Genomic DNA, 19,983 nt, shown 5'->3' on the forward strand with positions numbered 1-19,983 from the left:
TTATTATGGTTATCATTACGAAAATAGTATGACGTTAATGATGAATATATTATGATGTTAATGCTTACCTAATATTGGAGTTGTTTGCCAGGTATATGTATTTCTTAACCCAAGAATTCCTCCTTTCCAGTATTCATAATTATGAATTGTGAATTATAAATTATGAATTAAAGAAATATCATAATTATGAATTCTGAATTATAAATTATGAATTAAAGAAATATCATAATTACGAATTTTGAATTATGGATTCTGAATTATTTAGTACCTTTGCATAAGTTTTTAAATAGCAAAAGTTTATGCACGAACATATAGATAACTATACTTATCTTACGCAAGCACCAGTTCATTGTGTCATTATCACAATGGCGATACCGACTATCATCTCCATGCTTGTGACAGGATTATACAATATTGCCGATACGTTTTTTGTTGGTAAGATTGATACACAAGCCACAGCAGCAGTCGGTGTTGTGTTTTCTCTGATGTTCTTTGTGCAGGCAATGGGCTTTTTCTTTGGGCATGGTTCGGGCAATTATATCTCTCGTGAGTTGGGGGCACGTCGTCATGAAAATGCGATAAAGATGGCATCAACAGGCTTTTTTAGTTCGTTTCTTGTTGGAGTAATTGTTCTTATCCTTGGTGAGATATTCCTCACTCCCCTCTCTTTGATGCTTGGAAGTACACCTACCATTCTTCCTTACACGGAAGACTATATGCAAGTCATCCTACTTGGTGCACCTTTCTTAACCTCATCACTTACTTTGAACAACCAGATGCGATTGCAAGGAAACGCCAATTTTGCGATGTATGGTATTGTGACAGGTGCTATATTGAACGTGGTTCTTGACCCAATCCTCATCTTTACTTGCGGTTTGGGTGTTAGCGGTGCTGCGTGGGCAACAGTGATAGGACAGGCTGTGTCCTTCGTTATTCTTTTCTTAATGACGCGCAGGGGAGAGAATATAGCCATTCATTTTCGTAATTTCTCACCCTCATTACAGCGTTATAAGGAGATATTCTATGGTGGCAGTCCTTCCATGATGAGGCAGGGATTAGCTTGTATAGCAACGATGTCATTAAACTTAGCAGCAGGTGTTTATGGTGACTCAGCTATCGCAGCGATGAGTATTGTTGGGCGTATTGCAATGCTTTCCTTTGCTGTTGTCATCGGATTGGGACAAGGGTTTCAGCCAGTTTGTGGCTTCTGCTATGGAGCAGGCTTATACGACAGGTTGAAGGAAGCCTATAAGTTTACTGTAACCATTGGTACGATTTTTCTTATCGTGTTAGCTATTATTGGCTGGATGATAAGCGGAACGTTGATAGGTGTCTTCCGTGATGACCCCGAGGTGATTGCTATTGGTGTTGTAGCCTTGCGATGGCAGCTTTGTGTTTTTCCTGTTAATGCTCTTATTTTGGCAAGCAATATGCTTGCTCAGACCTGCCGCAAGCCGTGGCGTGCGAACATTTTGGCAGCAGCCCGACAAGGTTTGTTCTTTATTCCGCTGATATTTATTCTTCCATCTTATTTTGGGCTGTTAGGTGTTGAGATGTGTCAAGCCGTCAGTGACGTGCTCTCTTTCACGCTTACAGTACCTATTGTTATTTATACCTTCCGTGAGTTTACACGTGAAGCAGCAGCAAAGAAAACAACAGTATGAGTACACTTTATATTAAAAATATGGTTTGTGATCGCTGTAAAATGGCTGTTAGCCAAACTTTGCAGCAGGTTGGACTACACCCCCAAAAGGTTGAATTAGGTGAAGTTAGTATTGAGGAAGACCCTTCTTCTGTCCAACTTTCTACCCTTCGGACAGCCCTTAAAGAGCTTGGTTTCGAACTTCTTGACGACCGTCGTCAGCAAACCATCGATCACATCAAGTCTGCTTTAATCAGACTTGTACATTACCATGATAATCAAAGTTCAACTAATCTTAGTGATTATCTGTCATCTGAACTTCGTCAAGACTATAGTGCGCTTTCAAAACTCTTCTCTGAGGTCGAAGGAAAGACTATCGAAAGATATTATATTGAGTTGCGTATAGAACGAGTGAAAGAGTTCATTCGTTATGATGAGTTGACTTTGACGCAGATAGCGCTTCGTATGAATTACTCTTCTGTGGCTTATCTTTCCAGTCAGTTTAAGTCAGTAACTGGTATGACTCCCAGTCAGTTTAAGGGGATGAAAGATAATCTTCGAACGGCCTTAGATAAACTTTAGGCTGCTATTTACAAAGTTAAGTCTACTGCTTATAGGTGGAATTTAATTTTTGTTCTTACTTTCGGGATGGAAAATAGACGGATGTTAGGAGGAAAGTGAGCATATGTTTAATGATGCAAAGAAGAATATTTTGTTGTAATATTTTACTCGTCATATTTTAATAGAGCACTAATAGCGTTTCAATTAAGCCTTAATTGTCTTCTTAAAGACGCCCTTTAGGAAGTGAACTAACGCCCTTTTGCACCCTTGTTAAGCACCTTTTGAAATGCGATTTTGTAACTAATTGATTTGCTGTTGGTTATAAACTCGACTTTTATATCTATCTTTTAGCATTATTCTAAGGCTTTAGTTCGAAATTATGTAATAATTTTTCAACACTTGGATGATGATATTTCAGACTCTTTTCTTACCATGTTATGAATGAACTTCTTGTAGAACCGATGCGAGAAGTTATAATCTTTATCCATAATTCTATAAGACATGATTGATAATATATGTGTAACTTTGCAAACGATAAGAAGAAAATAGAATAGTAATCACATAATATTAATAGAAAGGAAAGACTTATGAAAAAGAATGTTTATGTAGTAAGTGGTATGAAGTGTGTACATTGTAAGGCAAATGTTGAGAATGCCTTAAAAGCACTCAATGGTGTAGCGTCTGCTGAAGCTAATCTTGATGATGCTAATGTCACAGTAGAATATGACGAAAGTAAGGTTAATCCTTCTGAAATCAAGGAAGCTGTAGACAACAGCGGACGCTATGAGCTGAGTTTGTAACAGCTTATTTATACTCTAAAGAGCATATTTTTATGCTCTTTTCATTTGTAGAATCCTTCCCCTTCGCTGGTAAGGGGAAGATAAAAATAGTATTATTATGAAACAGACAATTCCAGTAATTGGTATGGCTTGTTCAGCTTGTTCAGCCAATATAGAGAAGAAGTTGAATACACTTAAGGGTGTTAATTCTGCTTCTGTTTCGCTACCTGGTCGTTCAGCTTTGATTGATTTCAATCCTCAGGTAATCTCACTTGAGAAAATGAAGGCTGAAATCAATGCACTCGGATATGACTTAGTGATAGATAAGGAGACGTCGGTAGACGAGATAGAGAAGCGTGAGTATGTACTCCTAAAGCGTAAGACCGTGTTATCATGGTTGTTCTCAATCGCTGTGATGTGTGTGTCTATGCGATGGATAGACTTGGGCTCTCGTGATATTACCAATCAGGTTGCATTATTGATAGCCTTGGCAAACATGCTTTATTGCGGTCGCCAGTTCTATGTATCTTCGTTTAGACAGTTGCGTCATGGCAGTGCAAACATGGATACATTGGTGGCTTTGTCTACGGGTATTGCCTTTCTTTTCAGTGCGTTTAACACGTTTTGGGGAGATGCCGTATGGGCAAGTAGGGGAGTTGTATGGCACACCTACTTTGATGCTTCGGTAATGATTATAACCTTCGTTTTGACTGGTAGACTGTTAGAAGAGAAGGCTAAAGATGGTACAGCATCCTCTATTCGTCAGATGATGGGTATGGCTCCGAAGACAGCACATATCGTTGATGGCGACAAGATAGAGGAGGTTCCACTCTCAACCATTGAGGTTGGGGATATTTTGGAGGTTCGCCCTGGTGAAAAGGTACCTGTGGATGGTGAAGTAATATGGGCAGAAAGCTTTATGACAGCTGATGCAGCCTACGTTGATGAGAGTATGATAACGGGTGAACCAACGCCTGCGGAGAAGAAAAAAGGCTCAAAGGTGTTGGCAGGAACAATACCAAGTCAAGGTAAGTTCCGCATGCGTGCTCGTCAAGTTGGTGAGGACACAGCCTTAGCTCACATAATTAAAATGGTGCAAGAAGCACAAGGTTCAAAGGCTCCAGTCCAACGAATCGTTGATAAAGCAGCCTTAGTATTTGTTCCAGTGGTAGCTTGTATTGCTCTTGTTACCTTCCTTTTATGGTGGTTGATAGGAGGGAATAGTGCTTTACCACAGGCAATCATGTCGGCTGTAGCCGTCTTAGTCATTGCTTGTCCATGTGCAATGGGATTGGCAACACCTACTGCGCTTATGGTTGGTATTGGTAAAGCTGCTCAGAAGCAAATCCTTATTAAGGATGCTACAGCCTTAGAGAGTCTGCGTAAGGTAGATGTGTTGGTGACCGATAAGACTGGTACTTTGACCATACCTAATAAGAACATCGACTTTACAAAGGCTGATAACCTTCCTTTTGAAGAGCGTGAAACATTAAAGCCTAATGCTCGTGAGGCAATGGATGAACTGCAGAAGAAGGGGATTGAGGTCTATATGATGAGTGGAGATAAGGACGAGGCGGCTCGTTATTGGGCTGAAAAGGCTGGTATAAAACACTATCATAGTAAGGTGTTGCCACAAGATAAGGAGAATCTTGTTAGACAGCTGCAAGCCGAAGGGAAGCGAGTAGCAATGGTAGGTGACGGTATTAACGATACACAAGCCTTGGCTTTGGCAGATGTAAGTATTGCTATTGGTAAGGGAACGGACGTAGCTATGGATGTAGCACAGGTGACACTCATGGGAGATGACTTGTCTGCTATCCCAGAAGCAGTACAGTTGAGTCGCAATACAGTACGTATGATTTGGGAGAATCTCTTCTGGGCTTTCATCTATAACATTGTTTGTATCCCATTAGCAGCAGGTTTGCTTTATGCTTTTGGCATTGATTGGCAGATTACTCCATCATGGGCAAGTGCGCTGATGGCATTCTCCAGTGTTAGTGTTGTACTTAACAGTCTTCGCTTACGGTGGATGAAATAAGATGAATTTAGTATTATAAAAAATAGAGTTTACTAATTACTCGTTCAGCAATGTGCTGTAGTAATTGTAAACTCTATTTTCTTATGTAAACCTGTTGACTGTTTATCTTACAGGATAATCGTATCGATTGTTATTATAGAAACCATTACGTTGAGAAGGGAGGCGGTCAAACTCTACGCTAACAGAAATTGAATTCTGATTGTTTGAGCCCCATTGATAGGTCACACCACCACCAATTCTATCCATGTAACGACTAACTCCAGTACCATAAGCCCAAGCCATTGGTCCATATCCGTATCCCATTGAAGCATAACCATAGCCGAAAGGTGAATAGCCAAAGCCACCATAACCAGCCCAATAAGGTGAACCATAACCTCCGTAGCCAAAGGCATCTCCGAAGTTGTTAGATGTAAAAGCTTTCTGTACGAAGGCGTATGCACTCCAATGTTCATTGAACTGATATCCAAAGACAGCATTGATACCACCTACGAAGTAGTTGTCGCCACGGTATGTAAGATGGTTTACATATCCCCCCACAGCCAATGTAGCCTTCTTTGATAGGTTTGTTACATACATTAATGACACATCCTGTGAGAAGCCTGCACCATGATTGTTTCCGTGTCCAAAGCTTGCAAAGGCCGATGCACCAAGGTTGATGTTCAATCCTTTATGTAATCGCCATGCTCCAACACCATAACCCCAAGCCGGATAATAGAAATCATTGGGTGTAACGGTTTGTCCGTTCTCAGTAATGAGAGGTAGATTGTTGTCTATTTGTGCCTGTTGTGCACGGTCTTCAGCCAATCGTCTGGCATACTCCTTCTCAGCCTCTGTGGCTTCGCGTGGTCCTTGCAGACGTGCTGACTCTATAGGTTCCACAGTGGAAGTACTCCCATTGTGGTCTCCTTTTGTATTCTGTGCATACAATGGTATACAGAGAATAGCCGCTATTATGAAACTATATTTCCTCATTTACTTGCAAATATAAATATTTGGCAGTCAACTGCCAAGGATTTTAAAGATAATTAGTGCTTTTTCAAACTGGGGATATTAACGTCCGAGTAATCCAGAAGTTCTTACCCCTTATAGTTTTATTTGGTGCGCATTATCAATGGAGGATCTGTTGTAAAGAAGAAAACTGTTGCCCCATGGAATACCTGACCAGGATGCAATTCGTTACTTACTTTCTCCATACCACTATTATATCCAGCATGAATTGGCTGTAATGAGATACCGCAACTCTCCTTACCATATGTGTTAATATTGAGTGTTGGTTCACTTGAGTAGACTGTCATAGCACGTCCACTCTGTGCATCAAAGAGGATTGCTGCAGCCTTCTGCATGTTATCAGGATGTCGCAACTGATAGGCATTGTCGTATCCCTTACTCGTACTCTTGATACACTCACCAATTTCTCTTGGTTTTGTAAAGTCGAATGGTGTGTTCTTTATACGTTGAAGTACACCAGTCAACTGTCTTTTAGCGTTGTAGGTGTTTATCTGAACAGCATCAACCCAGAGATGTTGTTTGAGGATAGAGCGGTGCATCTCTCCTGATAAGTTGAAGCAAATACCATTTGTTACTTCCAACTTGGTTTCAGCTGTCGTTGCAATACGATAGTCTACATCAAGGGCGTTTTGGTCAGATAGGGTGTAAGTAACTGTGGCGTTTAACTTTCCATCTAATCCATTCTCTCCCTGTGAAGTCACATATCGTAGTGTAACTGATTGGTTGTCAGAACTAACAAGTTCCCACATCTTGCCTGATAGTGTCTCCTCGTTATTCTTGCCAAAGTATATAAGCGTAGCACCTAAGGTTCTATCTTTCAGATACTCCTCCTTATTGGTATATCCTTTTACGACAGGCTCCAACCTACCATTCCAGTTGTGGGCAGTAAGCGAGACAAGGCGAGCACCATAGTTACTGATGACAGCCTCCATACCGTTTCCGTTCACAAGTCGGATTTGTACCTGCTCTTGTGCGTGTGAACAGAGAACAACGCTAAGCATTGCTACTGTCAGTATTGCATATAACTGCTTCATAGGTTTCTTTATATGTTTATGCAAAGATAGTACCAGCGAGTGCAATGAAAGTTTACTTTTGTATTGCCGAGTGCAGTCTATCTTATGCAAAGATAGTAAAAAAGATGATATGTGACTCAGAATTTCTTTATTTTAATAGAAGAGTATAACGTATTTTAGTGATAGAATTCGTCTTATGAGTTAGTTGTTAGCGTTTTTCTGTCTTTAATTCATATTCTTTTTGATTCTTTTTTGCCATTTTCTATAATGGTGTTAATGCCCCGCACATATCGTGTTGTTGGTAAGCACCAATGGTGTTGAGGGTAAGTACAAGATATGATGAGCGTTTAATGCCTTGAAGTATGTTGTAGAGAGACGTGTGGTCGTTGTCATGTGCGTATTTCCCAACGTGTAAAAGACAAGTTGATGATAAAAGCATGCAATCAAATTGCATCTTTAGAATGGTAAAATAAGGTTTTATGCATCATTTGTATTACCTTTGGGGAACAATTAAGTAAATAAGAAATAAAAGATATATGATTATGGAATTAGAGTTAGAGCCTTTGCGACTTCCGAGCGACAAGGAACGTCCATTAGTCATTGCAGGTCCCTGTTCGGCTGAAACAGAAGAACAAGTGATGTCTACGGCACGTAATCTTGCTGCCAAAGGGTGCCATATCTTCCGTGCTGGTGTATGGAAACCACGTACGAAACCGGGTGGTTTTGAGGGTAATGGAGAGATGGCTTTACCATGGATGCAGCGTGTAAAGGAAGAGACTGGTATGATGATTTCAACCGAGGTGGCGACACCTGAGCATGTTGAAGTTGCTCTGAAATATGGTATGGATATTCTTTGGGTAGGTGCAAGAACATCTGCTAACCCCTTTGCTATGCAGGCTTTGGCTGATGCTTTGCAAGGAATAGATATCCCTGTCTTGGTAAAGAACCCTGTCAATCCTGACCTTGAACTGTGGATTGGTGCACTTCAAAGACTTAATCAAGCTGGCTTGAAACGTTTAGGAGTTATTCATCGAGGTTTCTCAAGCTATGAAAAGAAAATCTATCGAAATGCCCCTATGTGGCAGATTCCTATAGAGTTGCGTAGAAGAATACCAGGACTTCCTATAATCTGTGACCCAAGTCATATTGGTGGTCGTCGCGATTTAATAGCACCACTATGTCAGCAGGCTATGGACTTAGGCTTTGATGGTTTGATAGTAGAGAGTCATTGTACTCCAGAGAAGGCGTGGAGCGATGCAGAACAGCAGGTAACTCCTGATATTCTTGATTATATTCTGTCTCTTTTGGTAGTGCGTGATCATGCCTCTACAACTGAAGGATTAAGATTACTTCGTACGCAAATAGACGAAATTGACAACTCTTTAATGGGACTTCTTGCCAAGCGTTTCCGCATTTGTCGTGAGATAGGAGCCTTTAAAAAAGAGCATAATATGACCATTCTTCAAGCTGGTAGATATAGTGAAATCCTCGAAAAGCGTGGCGCGCAAGCAAGTCTTTGCGGTATGGATGCCAACTTTGCAGCCCAGGTTTTTGAACTAATACATGAGGAGAGTGTACGTCAGCAGTTGGAGGTTGTGAATAAGTAGGGTGCTGTGTAGTGAGTGTAGATGAATAGTGATGAAGGTGGTTATTATGGTTTTATGTAGATATTGATGAAAAGGATACTGCTGACATGAAGGCGTATCAGACTAAATACGTAATCATGTGGCACGAGATATTGAGATAAAGAAATAGTAACTTACTTATCTATAAACCTGAAACTTATGCGTATATTGTTAACTTTTTTCTTCTTGTTGAGTTCTTTTTTATCAGTAGCTCAAACTCGTTTGACGATCGTTGAACTCAATACCGAGAATTTGTTTGATACTCGACACGATACTTTGAAGAATGATTATGAATTCTTACCAGACTCTCCTCGCCATTGGACACGTACGAAGTATTGGCAAAAACTGAATAGGATAGGGCAGACAATCATTGCTTGTGGTGAAGATAGTAGTGGTTGGACACTGCCAGATATCGTAGGTTTATGCGAGGTAGAGAACGATAGTGTACTCTTTGACCTTACTCGTCGATCTTTGTTGCGTAAGGCTCGTTATGAATATGTGATGACAGCTTCGAATGATGCACGTGGTATAGATGTGGCGTTATTGTATTCTCCTTTTTCCTTCCGATTGATAAAAGCTGATACGATTCGTGTCATACCTATGAAGGAAATGCGCCCAACTCGAGATATTCTACATGTAGAAGGTGAAATAGAAAGCGGTGATACGCTACACGTTTTCCTACTTCATGCACCAAGTCGAATGGGTGGTGAACTTTATTCTCGTCCTTTTAGAATGCACGTAATGGAGCGATTGCGTAGTGCTATAGACTCTCTTCGTAGTGCGTATACAGACCCGAAACTGTTAGTGATGGGCGACTTTAATGATTATGCAGATAGTCCTTCACTACAACTTGCGTACGAATATGGATTGATTAATATATCTGCGGGAGTGCACGGACGTAATGGGGCGAAAGGAACTTATCGTTATCATGGAGAATGGGGAAGTCTGGATCAGATACTCGTAAGTGTAAACCTGCGTTCGTGGGTAACAGATTGTCGTATCAATGATGCGCCGTTTCTATTAGAAGAAGATACAAAATATGGCGGAGTAAAGCCCCGCCGTAATTATAATGGTATGCGTTTTAATAATGGATTTAGCGACCATCTTCCACTTGTTCTGCGTCTCCAATATTAAAATATACACATTTTTTGTAAAATGTTTTCATGCTGTCCAAAGCCAATATATGCTCTTTGGGCTTCTAAAAGACGCCTAATTGACTTGCAATAGGTGCCCTTTAAGACCTTTATTAACGCCCTTTTGAAGTCCAATTAAGCACCTTTTACTTTGCTACTTTATAACTAATTGATTTCTTTATGGTTACAAGCCTGGCTTTTATATGTGTTTTTGTCGTTATTTATGGATGTCTTATTTGAATTTATGTAATGATTTTTCAAATCATTATCTGTTGTTTTCAAAGTCTTAAAACAAAAAGTTTTTTAATGTCAGAGGATGATAATAGGATAGATAGATGACAGTCTTAGCCATATTTTGTTTAGTGAGTAACTTCGCTTCTTCCATTAAAGCAATACGAAAAGCGTCCGCACATTTAACGGAAGAACCATATTTTATAGCAGAAAAAGATGCAGAAAAGTATTGCCTTATTGCTAATTTATCACTGTTGTACTACTTAGAATGATACACTAAGCCCAGCCTCTACGGTTGTATAAGTCTTTCTAATTGGTACAATTGGTGCTGTGTCGTAGATGACACGGTAGGCACCATTAATTCCAATGTTTGGTGTAATATTATACTTTAAGTCTGCTGCGCCACCGAATCGTGCTTCCTTAAAGTAACTATCTGGCTTCGCCTGATGAATAGCTGTGGTTGTTAGTTCCCAGTGTTCGCCTAAATGCTGTTTGAAACTTACTGATAGGTGACTTTTTATGCTACGACTATAAACATGTGATGGGACTGCATTAGGAGTTGGATCTTCCCATTTCTCAAATTCATAGAACATACCCGCTGATGCAAACATAAGATATTTTTCTTTGTTTATAATCCTATAGCGTGATAGTAAGCCAGTTGAAATCTTGTATTCCATTCCACGACTTTCTGCCCATTGTGACTCAGCATAAGGGTAAACCTCAAAAGCACGACTGAGGAGATAACGGTATTCTACGTGTACATATCCTCCACTTACCGTTACTTTCTTGCCGTAAGTTGAAAACTCCAACTTGTTTATTAAGTTGATAACACGCTTGTGCTTTATTAAGAGGTTGAGATTAGCGGTATTCTTGAGTGTGAGAACATTTTCCTTTTCTGTCTTAAAATCCAGTACAGGTAATAAAGTTCCTTGTATTGTTTTTGTACTATCTATATCTAATGTTAGATTCTCTGAAAAGAGCATTTGGGAGTATATTGGTAAATGAGCCAATAGTACCAATAGTGATAGAAGTATTTTCTTTTTCATTATATGATATTTTTACGAGAGTAAAATGATGGTTTTTCGTAGAGACTATTAGTTATGAGGTAAAAAAGTATAGTTGTCTGTTAAACGGACTATACATAAGAGAGGACGCACAAAATGTGCGTCCTTTATTTTCGATAATATTTTTGACGATATTAATTGTTAACAAACTTGATACGTTTGTTAGAGTCATCAATCTTTGCCTGAAGCTTAGCAATCTTTCTTTCCATCTTGCTTAAAGTCTTCTGACTCTTAGCCAACTTCTTGTTGATAGACTTAGCTTCCTTCAGACGCTTGATAGTGGTCTTTGCATCCTTAACAGTGCTTGATGCGTTGGTTGTGCTGAATTCTGTTGTTGCTATATTTGCTTCAACATTGATGTCAGCAGCTTTCTTGCTGAGTTCGGCATTGTTTGCCTTCTCTTTTTCGTAATCTAACTGCAGTTTGTTTAACTCTGTAGTCATCTTGAGCACCTTCTGCTGTTCTTTCAGAGTGTCAATCTTTTCACTATTTAAAGAAGAGGCACAAGATACAAAAAACAACGTTATTAACCCTAAAAAAAATAATTTCTTCATACTTGTTTTCTATTTAAATTAATTGTGCAAATGTATATAAAATATTGTTTATATGCAAAAGATAATATGTAAAACCTTTCCTTTTATGTAGAAATATTGTTTTTTAACAACTATCTTTTGCGTTATTATCCATCTATAAGTCAGTTCTCTTGTTATCTGAAAGCCTAATATTTACTTAGATAGAATCAGCTTCCGCTGTCTTTTTCTTACTTTGTTTTGAGGGTTGATTATCTAAACCGATTTCATCCAGAAGACCATCCATAGCACTTCCCAAGAGTCCTTCGATGGCTGAGGTTGCAGGTGCAATGATGTTTTCCTGCAACATCTTCTGTGCTTTTTTCTTAAGTTGTTCCTTCATGTTGATTTCTTCTTTCTTGTAATACTGTTCTGCAGCTTCCCGAAGGTCATCTTCATCAACAGTAAAGATATGCCCGAAGACACCTAAAGATACGATATGATCTTTGCCATCGTAGTGTACCTTACCTAATGAACATACAACATAGTTATCGACAGTGACGAGGTTATCAACAGCAGTCTCAATCACCTTACCTGCAAAGGCATTGCTGACTGTTTTGAAAGCATTGTCGATGAAAGTGTTGCCTGTAAGATTATCGTTGTCATTTACAGCATCATTTACAGTAGTGGTGATAACGGTAGAGAGAACTTCCTTGTGTTGTTCTGTCTTTGGACAAGTAACAACCATCACTGCAACCAAGACAACTAATGTGAGCAAAATACCGATAAGACAACCAGTGTGACTCTTCTTCTTAGGTGCTGGTTGTGGCTGCTGAACTGCTTCTTGTTGTGCTGTTGGTATAATAGGTCTTGCCTCAACAAAAGGTATCTCTTCTGTTTTCTCTGTCTTATTGATAGATTCTTTGCTCTCAAAGAGTGTGCGAAGTTCTTCTATCTGGTCGGCAGGAACCCATTCTACACCATCTGTTGGCATTACTAAGGTTGTAGCATCCAATTTTCTTTCGGCTAATTCGTTGAGGCTATAAGGACCTCTCTTTTCTTCATTAATCTTGATATAGTATTCCATTTTTATCTTTCTTTTATGGTAAAGGTGGAAATCCCTATTATTTAGGTATCTATTAATCACTCTACCAGTTTGTTCGGTGCGAAGTTATATATTATTTCTGAACTGACAAAGGAGTTGCTTTCTTTTTTAATTTCTACAGATGGCTTTATAGCTATAAAAGACTTGTTTTTAAGCTTTCTGTAAATAGAATTAATTGTTTCGTAGTTTTTTTTAGTCATCTTATTTGTGAGTTAAGTATAAAAGACGTATTTTTGCAGCATCAAAAAGAATAAAAATTCAATTTATAGTAACAGCTTTAAGAACAAAAAATGATTGAGTTTATTCAGCCTTATATAGGCATTACCTTGAAACTTGTTACGGGTATGATAGGTATTTTGGCTTTTCTACGTATTACAGGAAAGGCTCAGATGGCACAGCTTACGCCACTTGATACCGTGAGTGCCTTTGTGATTGGTGCCTTGGTCGGTGGTGTCTTGTATAATCCTGATATGTCTATATGGCATATTCTCTTTGCTTTGGCAGTATGGACAGGCTTTAATATGCTCGTGCGCTTTGCTATGCGTTCTGCTCGTCTACGTCACATTATCAAGGGAGAGAGCGTTTTCCTTGTGAAGAATGGCGTTATTAACTTTAAGAATTTTAAGCGTAATAGCCTTGAAATGGAGCAGTTCCGTTTGCTATTAAGACAAAAGGGAATCTTCTCTATGTTTGAAGTTGAGGATGTTTTGTTTGAAGCAAATGGTGCAGTGACAGTTCTACCAACCGGTAAGACAGCTGATTCATTCTTACTTGTTAACAATGGCGAGTTCGTAGCGAGTGGTCTTAAGCAGAGTGGTCGTTCACAGGCATGGGCATTACGCGTTATCAAGAAGAATGGTTTTAATGGTCCAGGAGAACTCTTCTGTATGGAATGGACACCGGGTACGGGTATTTACTTTGTTACTTACGATGGTCACGTTAAGCGTGGAGTGGTAGAAGTAGATGCTCACGAGATTGAACCAGACAACGCACAAGTATAAAAACTTAAGAGGAAAATAGTGATACGTGGCTTATGTATCACTATTTTTATATTAATTTTGGTGTGTTCAGAAAATATCTGTAGCGTATTAACGTTGATATTATAAAGCTGCGATTTACATTCTGTTAGCTTTGTAATATATATAATGAAACTATTTGGTCTTATTGTTTAAAGGGACAATAAAATATGAAAAAGCTATTGTTAATAGTCGATCCACAAATCGACTTTATTACAGGAACACTTCCTGTAGCAGGCGCAGCCGAGGCAATGGATGCGCTGGCAAAGTATGTAAAGGAAAAAGGTAATGAATATACCGTGAAGATTGTTACAGCAGATTGGCATCCTTATCATCATAGTTCGTTTGCTGATGAGGGTGGAGTATGGCCACGTCATTGTGTACAACATTCTGTTGGAGCAGCTCTTTGGCAATCACTATTGGTTGCTCTTAATGAATCAAAGGGCGGCTTCACCTTATTATATAAGGGCGATAGCATAGAAAAGGATGAGTATTCTATCATGCAAAATGAAGCTTCTGCGGGTGTTCTCCATCAATTAATTAAGGCTTTGAAGATAGAACAGATAGATGTTTGTGGCTTGGCTGGAGATATCTGTGTACTGAATACTGCAAAGGATTTAAAGAACGTTATTGGTAGTACAAAGCTCAATGTACTTGAATCATATTCGCCTTCTTTGGACGGTGGAACGGCTTTAAGTGCTTTCATTGCAAGCCTATAACAAACGAGAAAAAGATAGGTTAGCTCTGTATTATTAAAATGAAATAGAGCTAAAACAAATTAGAAGGAGTTAAGTCCATGTCTGCCTCCGCTACTATCTACAGAATGTAAGCGTGAGAAGATAAGAATTAACTCCTTCTAATATGTTGTTTTATCACTGCTGTGGGAAGTAAGTCCTTACGAAAGAATTTGTCTACAGTCTGTTAGTCTTACTTATCAGCAATGCGTCAAGTATTGTCATTGCAGCCATAGCCTCAACAATAGGGACTGCGCGAGGTAAGACACAAGGATCATGTCGGCCACGTACATCCATCGTTGTTGCCTCACCCTCTATGTTCACTGTCTGCTGTTCCATAAGTAGGGTTGCGACAGGTTTGAATGCAATACGGAAGTAAACATCCTCTCCGTTACTGATTCCACCCTGTATGCCACCGCTATGGTTCGTTTCTACATTGCATCTTGGGTATTGCATACCATCGCCAGTTGGTAGGAAAGTGTCGTTTTGCTGGCTACCTCTCCATGAAGAACCAGCAAAGCCTTCACCATATTCAAAACCCTTCACAGCGTTGATACTAAGCATAGCAGCACCTAATTGTGCATGAAGTTTTCCAAATTCTGGTTCGCCTAAGCCCACTGGACAGCCTTTGATAACGCAAGAAATAACGCCACCGATGGTGTCTCCTTCGCGCTTTACCTGTGCTATTAGGTTCTCCATCTCCTTTGCTTTTAATGGGTCGGGACAGCGAACTGGGTTTGACTCAATGAGATTTAAATCATATTTATGATAATCTTTCTCAAGTAGAATGTCGCCCACTTGTGAAGTGTAGGCAGAGATACTGATACCCTGTTGGCGCAACACAAGTTTGGCTAAGGCTCCTGCTACGACACGTGAAAGTGTAATGCGAGCAGACGCCCGACCGCCTCCACGATAGTCACGAATACCATATTTGCTGTAATATGTATAGTCGGCATGTGACGGACGAAAGATGTCACGGATATTATCATAGTCCTTTGAATGTTGATTGGTATTGCGAACAAAAAAACCAATGGGCGCACCTGTTGACTTTCCCTCAAACACACCGCTTAGCAGTTCTACTTGGTCTGCTTCCTTTCTATCCGTTGTGATATTGCTTTGACCTGGTCGTCGACGTGCCAATTCACGCTGAATGAAGTCTGTGTCAATGGTTACACCAGCTGGCATACCATCAACTATACCACCCACGGCAGCTCCGTGGCTTTCGCCGAAGGTGGTAAGTGTGAAGAGCTTTCCGAATGTATTCATACCAAAGTTCCTATGAATGATAATCGTGATGCGTGATTGATAGGAAAGAAAAGTATGTTGTAGACTTTCCTATTATCTCCTTACTCTTTATATGTTCCATTGTAAATAGCTGGACGGGAGAGGGAGAATTTATATTAATGACAGCCGCAGCAGCCTCCTTCTCCATCTTCATGGCCTCCGCAACCACAGCCACCTCCGTTGTCGCTACCGCAGCCTCCGCCACATCCACCACCACAGTGATGCTGATTCATTTGCTCAAAGAAGTCTTTTACTTCTTCTTCACTTGCCTCACGATTCTCGAAGACATGACCATAGAAAACAAGGTCCTTTCCTGCAAGAGGGTGGTTGAGGTCGATGGTTACTTTATCGTCTGATATGTCCAAAACCTTTCCTAAGAAGCGCTGACCATTTTCGTTCTGCAAGGGAACGACTGCATCTTTATAGATGTTCTCAGTATCAAAAACTCCGTTAGGAGAGAAGGTAGCCTTGTCGAGAGCTAAAACACTATTGTCATCATGCTCCCCATAAGCCTGCTCCTTAGTGAGAGAGAACTTGAAGTCTGCGTCTTTTTCAAACTTAACAATCTCCTGCTCAAAGGCTGGTAACGCCATGTCGCAACCTGTATAGAGCTGCATTGGCTGCATATCTTCTGTCTTTTCGAGGAATTGCTCCTCACCATTTTCGATACTATATAGTTCGTAGCTGACTACAACGAGTCGATGTTTATTATTCTCCATTGTTATTTTTATTAATCGATATTTATTATACGTATTTGCAAAGGTAATGATTTAAAACGGAATAAAATCTGCTTAGTTACTGTTTTTTCTTTTGCGTACTACTATTATATATGGTTTATTAGGAAGGGTAGGGTCGTATCTATGTTTTTGTAACTGATATAAATCAAATGCATTGATATGTGTCAAAAATATAAGCAAAAATTAATAATAAGTAACGAATAGTTATATTGAGTCCGAATAATCTTGTAACTTTGCATTCATAATAAGGAAATTAATTACAGAATAAAAGATAATGATAAGTCTTTTAATAAGACTTTAAATAATTAAGAAAGGATAATGAATATGAAGAAGATTGTATTGACAGTAGCAGCAGTGATGAGTATGACAATGGCTTTTGCAGCAGGTGAGAACGATAACAACAACACAACTACAAATGCTAACGCATACAAGTTCAATGTAAGCACATACGCTCTTAGTCGTGCGTTGAATCTTAATTATGATCAGGTTGATGTTGTTGAGGATATTAATCGCACTTTTGCTACAGAGATGATGAATGCTTCTGTTGCTGATAGCTCAGAGCGTGAAGCTAAGGTTCAGAGTGCTATTAAGAAGGATCTTTCTTATATGCGTTATGTTTTGAGCGACCGTCAGTATCGTGAGTATGTAAAGCTTCTCAACGTTACACTGAACAACCGTGGCTTGAACAAGTAAGAAATCAACATATTCTCATGTAGAGAAGGTTTCATATATATAAATGGAAAGGCTATGAGTCAGATTCTGACTTATAGCCTTTTTTTTGGTTCTTCCGTTAAATATATGGATGTTTTTCGTATTGCTTTAACGAAACAACCAAGGTTACTCACTAAACAAGAATATGGCTAAAATAGTCGTATATCTATCCTATTATCATCCTCTGACATTGAAAATCATTTCTTTTTAACTTCGAAAATCTATGGATAAGAGTTTGAAAAATCATTACATACGTTCAAGGAAAATATCTATAACTAACGGTAAAAACAGATATACGGAGTAGGTTTGTAACCATAAGTAAATCAATCAGTTATAAAGTGGTAAATTTAAAGGTGCTTAATAGGACTTCAAAAGGGCGTTAGTAAGGGTCTTAAAGGGCGTCTTTTGCAAGTCAATTAAGCATCTCTTAGAAGCCAAAAGAGCATGTATTGGTTTTGAACTGCACAAAAATAGTTTACAAAAATCAATGACATGGGAATAAATTGTTTGTAGAAGAGCCATGTTGATGCTTCGTACATATGGTACTGAGCTCTAATACATTTTGCATATGTCAGTTTTTTTTTGTTCCTTTGTGGCAGAATACATTACTTATAATACATTATTTGTAATTAGCCCATAAAGAAATGAATCGTTTAATAGTTTTTCTACTCTTTATATTTACCTCTCTTGGCATTATTGCTCAGCGTCCTCGCTATGAGAAGATGTCGCCCTTTGTTCGCGAAGCAATGGCATCGGCATTGGCAACGAAGCAGCTTACTCGTAGTCAGAGTGATGATAGATTGTTGACTGCTTTTGTACGTATTGATGGTAATGCGGCAGAAGTTCTAAGGCAGTATGGCTGTAAGGAGTTGGCACGTGTGGGGGATATTAGTATAGCAGCCATCCCTCTTAGTAGCCTCGGGGCATTGTCGTGTGGCAGACAAGTGAAGCGAATAGAGACAGGAAGACGATGCAGCATACAAATGGATACTACTCGATTAGTTGTTAATGCTGAAAAAGTTTATACGGGTGAAGGACTATCGCAGAGCTATACTGGACATGGTGTCGTTGTTGGTGTACAAGATATTGGTTTTGATTTGACGCATCCTAATTTTTATTCAGCTGATATGAGCCAGTATCGTATCAAAGCATTATGGGATCAGTTGTCGCGTGATACGATCGGTTCAACATTATATGTAGGTCGCGATTATGTAGGTCGTGATGCCTTGTTAAAACTGAGACATCCCATTGATGGTGAGACACAGACACACGGAACACATACAGCTGGCATTGCTGCCGGTAGTGGAGCAGAAGGGAATGGAGACATTTCCCCTTATCGTGGTATGGCTTGTGATGCCGACTTGGTATTGGTTGATAATGCTGCTGATAATGCTTCTTTGATAGATCCAAAAGATTATTATAAGTTTACCTATGCCACAGATGCACTTGGTTTTAAGTATATATTCGATTATGCGGAACGTATGCATCAACCTTGTGTCATCAATTTTAGTGAGGGTAGTTCGCAGGATTTTCATGGCTATGACCAATTATATTATGAGCTACTTGCTAAACTAATAGGACCAGGACGAATCATTGTTTCTTCTGCTGGTAACGATGGAGCAAGAAATTCGTATATACATAAGAATATAGGAAAAGAGCGAGCTGGAGCTTTTATCATGGGTAATGAGAAACGCTTTAGTTGTACGGCAAAGTCTAAGCAGACGTTTACTTTTCGAGTAAGTGTATATGATAACGTAGCTTCCCCGCAAATCGTTGATATTTCAACGGTTAATGTTTGTAATGCTCAAGACTCACTACTTACTGATTCCTTATTAGTAGGTGGAAAGAAATATATATGGCGTGTGTTGGCATATCCGAATAGTTATGATGCACGTGAGACGGCTTATGATTTTCAAATTAGTAGTCCATCGAAGCTTGGAGATAGTCCGCAAGTTTCACTTCAAGTTATGGGTAGGGATGCCGATATAGAACTTTACCGTATGTCGGGCTATATGTTTCCACATTCACTTGACCCCGTGTTGGATGCAGGGGATTGTAGATATACAATCTTCTCACCATCCAGTTCGCCAGATGTGATATGTGTTGGTTCGACAAGCTATCGTACACAGTTTGTTAATTATTTAGGTGAAAAGAAGGTGTATGATAGTGGACAGAAGGGCATCCGTTCTTCTTTCTCAGCTATGGGACCAACATTGGATGGGCGTATAAAACCTGACGTAATGGCACCAGGTCAGAATATCATCTCATCTTATAGTACCTTCTTTATCAATAATCCAAAGAATGTAAATGCTTCTGTAAAAAGTGATGTGCGTCATTTTGAATATAATGGTCGTACCTATGCTTGGAATGCTAATGCAGGAACGTCAATGTCTGCACCAGTTGTGACGGGTGCGATAGCACTTTGGTTACAAGCTGATCCAACGTTGACGCCAACTGATTGTCTGGAGATATTCGCTAAGACTTGTTCTCATTATGATACGTCACTCAGTTATCCTAATAATCTTTATGGATATGGGCAGATTGACGTTGCTGCAGGACTGAGAGAAGTTTTACGTAGAAAGGCTTTGGGTATTAATACGATTGGTCAAAAGAAGGTATCAGAGCAATATGATAACCGTATTTACCTCTTAGATGGTCGTTATGTAGGAACTTCTGATGCCAATCTACCTAAAGGTATATATATAAGAAATGGAAAGAAGTTTGTAAAGTAAAAGAAAGTACTCACTAAAAGTAGGTATTTTGCACAAACCATCATTTTTAGGTATTGCAGGT

The 19,983-nt window shown here is 39.4% G+C and carries 17 protein-coding genes; 10 read left to right on the top strand and 7 right to left on the bottom strand.

Annotated elements, in window-relative coordinates; translation table 11 throughout:
- The first annotated feature begins 299 nt into the window (after nucleotides 1–299).
- From HMPREF0659_RS02580 to HMPREF0659_RS02595, 4 genes are all read left to right on the top strand, one after another.
- Nucleotides 300–1,664 carry an MATE family efflux transporter gene (locus HMPREF0659_RS02580; RefSeq protein ID WP_013264942.1) on the top strand — a complete coding sequence of 455 codons (1,365 nt, stop codon included), beginning with the start codon at nucleotides 300–302 and terminating at the stop codon, nucleotides 1,662–1,664.
- The gene (locus tag HMPREF0659_RS02585; protein ID WP_013264014.1) at nucleotides 1,661–2,224 is read left to right on the top strand and encodes an AraC family transcriptional regulator; all 564 of its coding nucleotides are present in this window, start codon (nucleotides 1,661–1,663) and stop codon (nucleotides 2,222–2,224) included. Before HMPREF0659_RS02580 ends, HMPREF0659_RS02585 begins: the two co-directional genes overlap by 4 nt.
- Before the next feature lie 566 nt (nucleotides 2,225–2,790).
- Nucleotides 2,791–3,003 (top strand): heavy-metal-associated domain-containing protein, encoded by a 213-nt coding sequence (locus tag HMPREF0659_RS02590; protein ID WP_044045838.1) that lies wholly within the window; start codon nucleotides 2,791–2,793, stop codon nucleotides 3,001–3,003.
- Between the two features lie 97 nt (nucleotides 3,004–3,100).
- On the top strand, nucleotides 3,101–5,020 hold the full coding sequence (locus HMPREF0659_RS02595; RefSeq protein ID WP_013263815.1) for a heavy metal translocating P-type ATPase: 1,920 nt from the start codon (nucleotides 3,101–3,103) through the stop codon (nucleotides 5,018–5,020).
- Between the two features lie 102 nt (nucleotides 5,021–5,122).
- On the opposite strand, the gene HMPREF0659_RS02600 is transcribed toward HMPREF0659_RS02595, so the two are convergent.
- A complete protein-coding gene (locus HMPREF0659_RS02600; RefSeq protein ID WP_013264594.1) occupies nucleotides 5,123–5,992 on the bottom strand; it encodes a hypothetical protein in 870 nt (289 codons plus the stop codon).
- Between the two features lie 119 nt (nucleotides 5,993–6,111).
- Nucleotides 6,112–7,062, bottom strand: a complete 951-nt coding sequence (locus HMPREF0659_RS02605) for an aldose epimerase family protein (RefSeq protein ID WP_013265006.1) — start codon at nucleotides 7,060–7,062, stop codon at nucleotides 6,112–6,114.
- Nucleotides 7,063–7,583: 521 nt separating this feature from the next.
- Here HMPREF0659_RS02605 and HMPREF0659_RS02610 point away from each other — a divergent pair.
- Nucleotides 7,584–8,648, top strand: coding sequence for a bifunctional 3-deoxy-7-phosphoheptulonate synthase/chorismate mutase type II (locus tag HMPREF0659_RS02610; protein WP_013264822.1), 1,065 nt, complete (start codon nucleotides 7,584–7,586; stop codon nucleotides 8,646–8,648).
- 177 nt (nucleotides 8,649–8,825) lie between these two features.
- Nucleotides 8,826–9,800: an endonuclease/exonuclease/phosphatase family protein gene (locus HMPREF0659_RS02615; protein ID WP_013264398.1), complete on the top strand. Its 975-nt coding sequence runs from the start codon at nucleotides 8,826–8,828 to the stop codon at nucleotides 9,798–9,800.
- A 493-nt stretch (nucleotides 9,801–10,293) separates the two neighbouring features.
- Here the strand turns inward: HMPREF0659_RS02615 and HMPREF0659_RS02620 are convergent, their stop codons facing one another.
- From HMPREF0659_RS02620 to HMPREF0659_RS02630, 3 genes are all read right to left on the bottom strand, one after another.
- Entirely contained in the window at nucleotides 10,294–11,076 is a 783-nt protein-coding gene (locus HMPREF0659_RS02620) for a DUF481 domain-containing protein (protein ID WP_044045839.1), read from the bottom strand.
- A gap of 152 nt (nucleotides 11,077–11,228) precedes the next feature.
- On the bottom strand, nucleotides 11,229–11,648 hold the full coding sequence (locus tag HMPREF0659_RS02625) for a hypothetical protein (RefSeq protein WP_013263826.1): 420 nt from the start codon (nucleotides 11,646–11,648) through the stop codon (nucleotides 11,229–11,231).
- 175 nt (nucleotides 11,649–11,823) lie between these two features.
- Complete coding sequence (locus tag HMPREF0659_RS02630; protein ID WP_013264591.1) at nucleotides 11,824–12,690, bottom strand: GYF domain-containing protein; 867 nt, start codon at nucleotides 12,688–12,690, stop codon at nucleotides 11,824–11,826.
- A 308-nt stretch (nucleotides 12,691–12,998) separates the two neighbouring features.
- Between HMPREF0659_RS02630 and HMPREF0659_RS02635 the strand changes: the two genes are divergently transcribed.
- Nucleotides 12,999–13,709 (top strand): DUF421 domain-containing protein, encoded by a 711-nt coding sequence (locus tag HMPREF0659_RS02635; protein ID WP_013264894.1) that lies wholly within the window; start codon nucleotides 12,999–13,001, stop codon nucleotides 13,707–13,709.
- Between the two features lie 185 nt (nucleotides 13,710–13,894).
- Nucleotides 13,895–14,443 carry an isochorismatase family protein gene (locus HMPREF0659_RS02640; protein ID WP_013264454.1) on the top strand — a complete coding sequence of 183 codons (549 nt, stop codon included), beginning with the start codon at nucleotides 13,895–13,897 and terminating at the stop codon, nucleotides 14,441–14,443.
- Nucleotides 14,444–14,635: 192 nt separating this feature from the next.
- On the opposite strand, the gene aroC is transcribed toward HMPREF0659_RS02640, so the two are convergent.
- Together aroC and HMPREF0659_RS02650 are read right to left on the bottom strand one after the other, a co-directional pair.
- Complete coding sequence (gene aroC, locus HMPREF0659_RS02645) at nucleotides 14,636–15,724, bottom strand: chorismate synthase (RefSeq protein WP_013264036.1); 1,089 nt, start codon at nucleotides 15,722–15,724, stop codon at nucleotides 14,636–14,638.
- A gap of 134 nt (nucleotides 15,725–15,858) precedes the next feature.
- A complete protein-coding gene (locus tag HMPREF0659_RS02650; protein ID WP_013264038.1) occupies nucleotides 15,859–16,461 on the bottom strand; it encodes an FKBP-type peptidyl-prolyl cis-trans isomerase in 603 nt (200 codons plus the stop codon).
- A 336-nt stretch (nucleotides 16,462–16,797) separates the two neighbouring features.
- Between HMPREF0659_RS02650 and HMPREF0659_RS02655 the strand changes: the two genes are divergently transcribed.
- Nucleotides 16,798–17,172: a hypothetical protein gene (locus HMPREF0659_RS02655; protein ID WP_044045840.1), complete on the top strand. Its 375-nt coding sequence runs from the start codon at nucleotides 16,798–16,800 to the stop codon at nucleotides 17,170–17,172.
- A 662-nt stretch (nucleotides 17,173–17,834) separates the two neighbouring features.
- Entirely contained in the window at nucleotides 17,835–19,922 is a 2,088-nt protein-coding gene (locus HMPREF0659_RS02660) for a S8 family serine peptidase (protein WP_013263835.1), read from the top strand.
- The last annotated feature ends 61 nt before the right edge of the window (nucleotides 19,923–19,983 follow it).

The sequence above is a fragment of the Prevotella melaninogenica ATCC 25845 genome (assembly GCF_000144405.1).
Classification (GTDB): domain Bacteria; phylum Bacteroidota; class Bacteroidia; order Bacteroidales; family Bacteroidaceae; genus Prevotella; species Prevotella melaninogenica.

Excerpts from the sequence above, each read along its gene's own strand:
- HMPREF0659_RS02580 (WP_013264942.1), top strand. The coding sequence starts at position 300 with ATGCACGAACATATAGATAACTATACTTATCTTACGCAAGCACCAGTT.
- HMPREF0659_RS02585 (WP_013264014.1), top strand. The coding sequence starts at position 1,661 with ATGAGTACACTTTATATTAAAAATATGGTTTGTGATCGCTGTAAAATG.
- HMPREF0659_RS02590 (WP_044045838.1), top strand. The coding sequence starts at position 2,791 with ATGAAAAAGAATGTTTATGTAGTAAGTGGTATGAAGTGTGTACATTGT.
- HMPREF0659_RS02595 (WP_013263815.1), top strand. The coding sequence starts at position 3,101 with ATGAAACAGACAATTCCAGTAATTGGTATGGCTTGTTCAGCTTGTTCA.
- HMPREF0659_RS02600 (WP_013264594.1), bottom strand. The coding sequence starts at position 5,992 with ATGAGGAAATATAGTTTCATAATAGCGGCTATTCTCTGTATACCATTG.
- HMPREF0659_RS02605 (WP_013265006.1), bottom strand. The coding sequence starts at position 7,062 with ATGAAGCAGTTATATGCAATACTGACAGTAGCAATGCTTAGCGTTGTT.
- HMPREF0659_RS02610 (WP_013264822.1), top strand. The coding sequence starts at position 7,584 with ATGGAATTAGAGTTAGAGCCTTTGCGACTTCCGAGCGACAAGGAACGT.
- HMPREF0659_RS02615 (WP_013264398.1), top strand. The coding sequence starts at position 8,826 with ATGCGTATATTGTTAACTTTTTTCTTCTTGTTGAGTTCTTTTTTATCA.
- HMPREF0659_RS02620 (WP_044045839.1), bottom strand. The coding sequence starts at position 11,076 with ATGAAAAAGAAAATACTTCTATCACTATTGGTACTATTGGCTCATTTA.
- HMPREF0659_RS02625 (WP_013263826.1), bottom strand. The coding sequence starts at position 11,648 with ATGAAGAAATTATTTTTTTTAGGGTTAATAACGTTGTTTTTTGTATCT.
- HMPREF0659_RS02630 (WP_013264591.1), bottom strand. The coding sequence starts at position 12,690 with ATGGAATACTATATCAAGATTAATGAAGAAAAGAGAGGTCCTTATAGC.
- HMPREF0659_RS02635 (WP_013264894.1), top strand. The coding sequence starts at position 12,999 with ATGATTGAGTTTATTCAGCCTTATATAGGCATTACCTTGAAACTTGTT.
- HMPREF0659_RS02640 (WP_013264454.1), top strand. The coding sequence starts at position 13,895 with ATGAAAAAGCTATTGTTAATAGTCGATCCACAAATCGACTTTATTACA.
- aroC (WP_013264036.1), bottom strand. The coding sequence starts at position 15,724 with ATGAATACATTCGGAAAGCTCTTCACACTTACCACCTTCGGCGAAAGC.
- HMPREF0659_RS02650 (WP_013264038.1), bottom strand. The coding sequence starts at position 16,461 with ATGGAGAATAATAAACATCGACTCGTTGTAGTCAGCTACGAACTATAT.
- HMPREF0659_RS02655 (WP_044045840.1), top strand. The coding sequence starts at position 16,798 with ATGAATATGAAGAAGATTGTATTGACAGTAGCAGCAGTGATGAGTATG.
- HMPREF0659_RS02660 (WP_013263835.1), top strand. The coding sequence starts at position 17,835 with ATGAATCGTTTAATAGTTTTTCTACTCTTTATATTTACCTCTCTTGGC.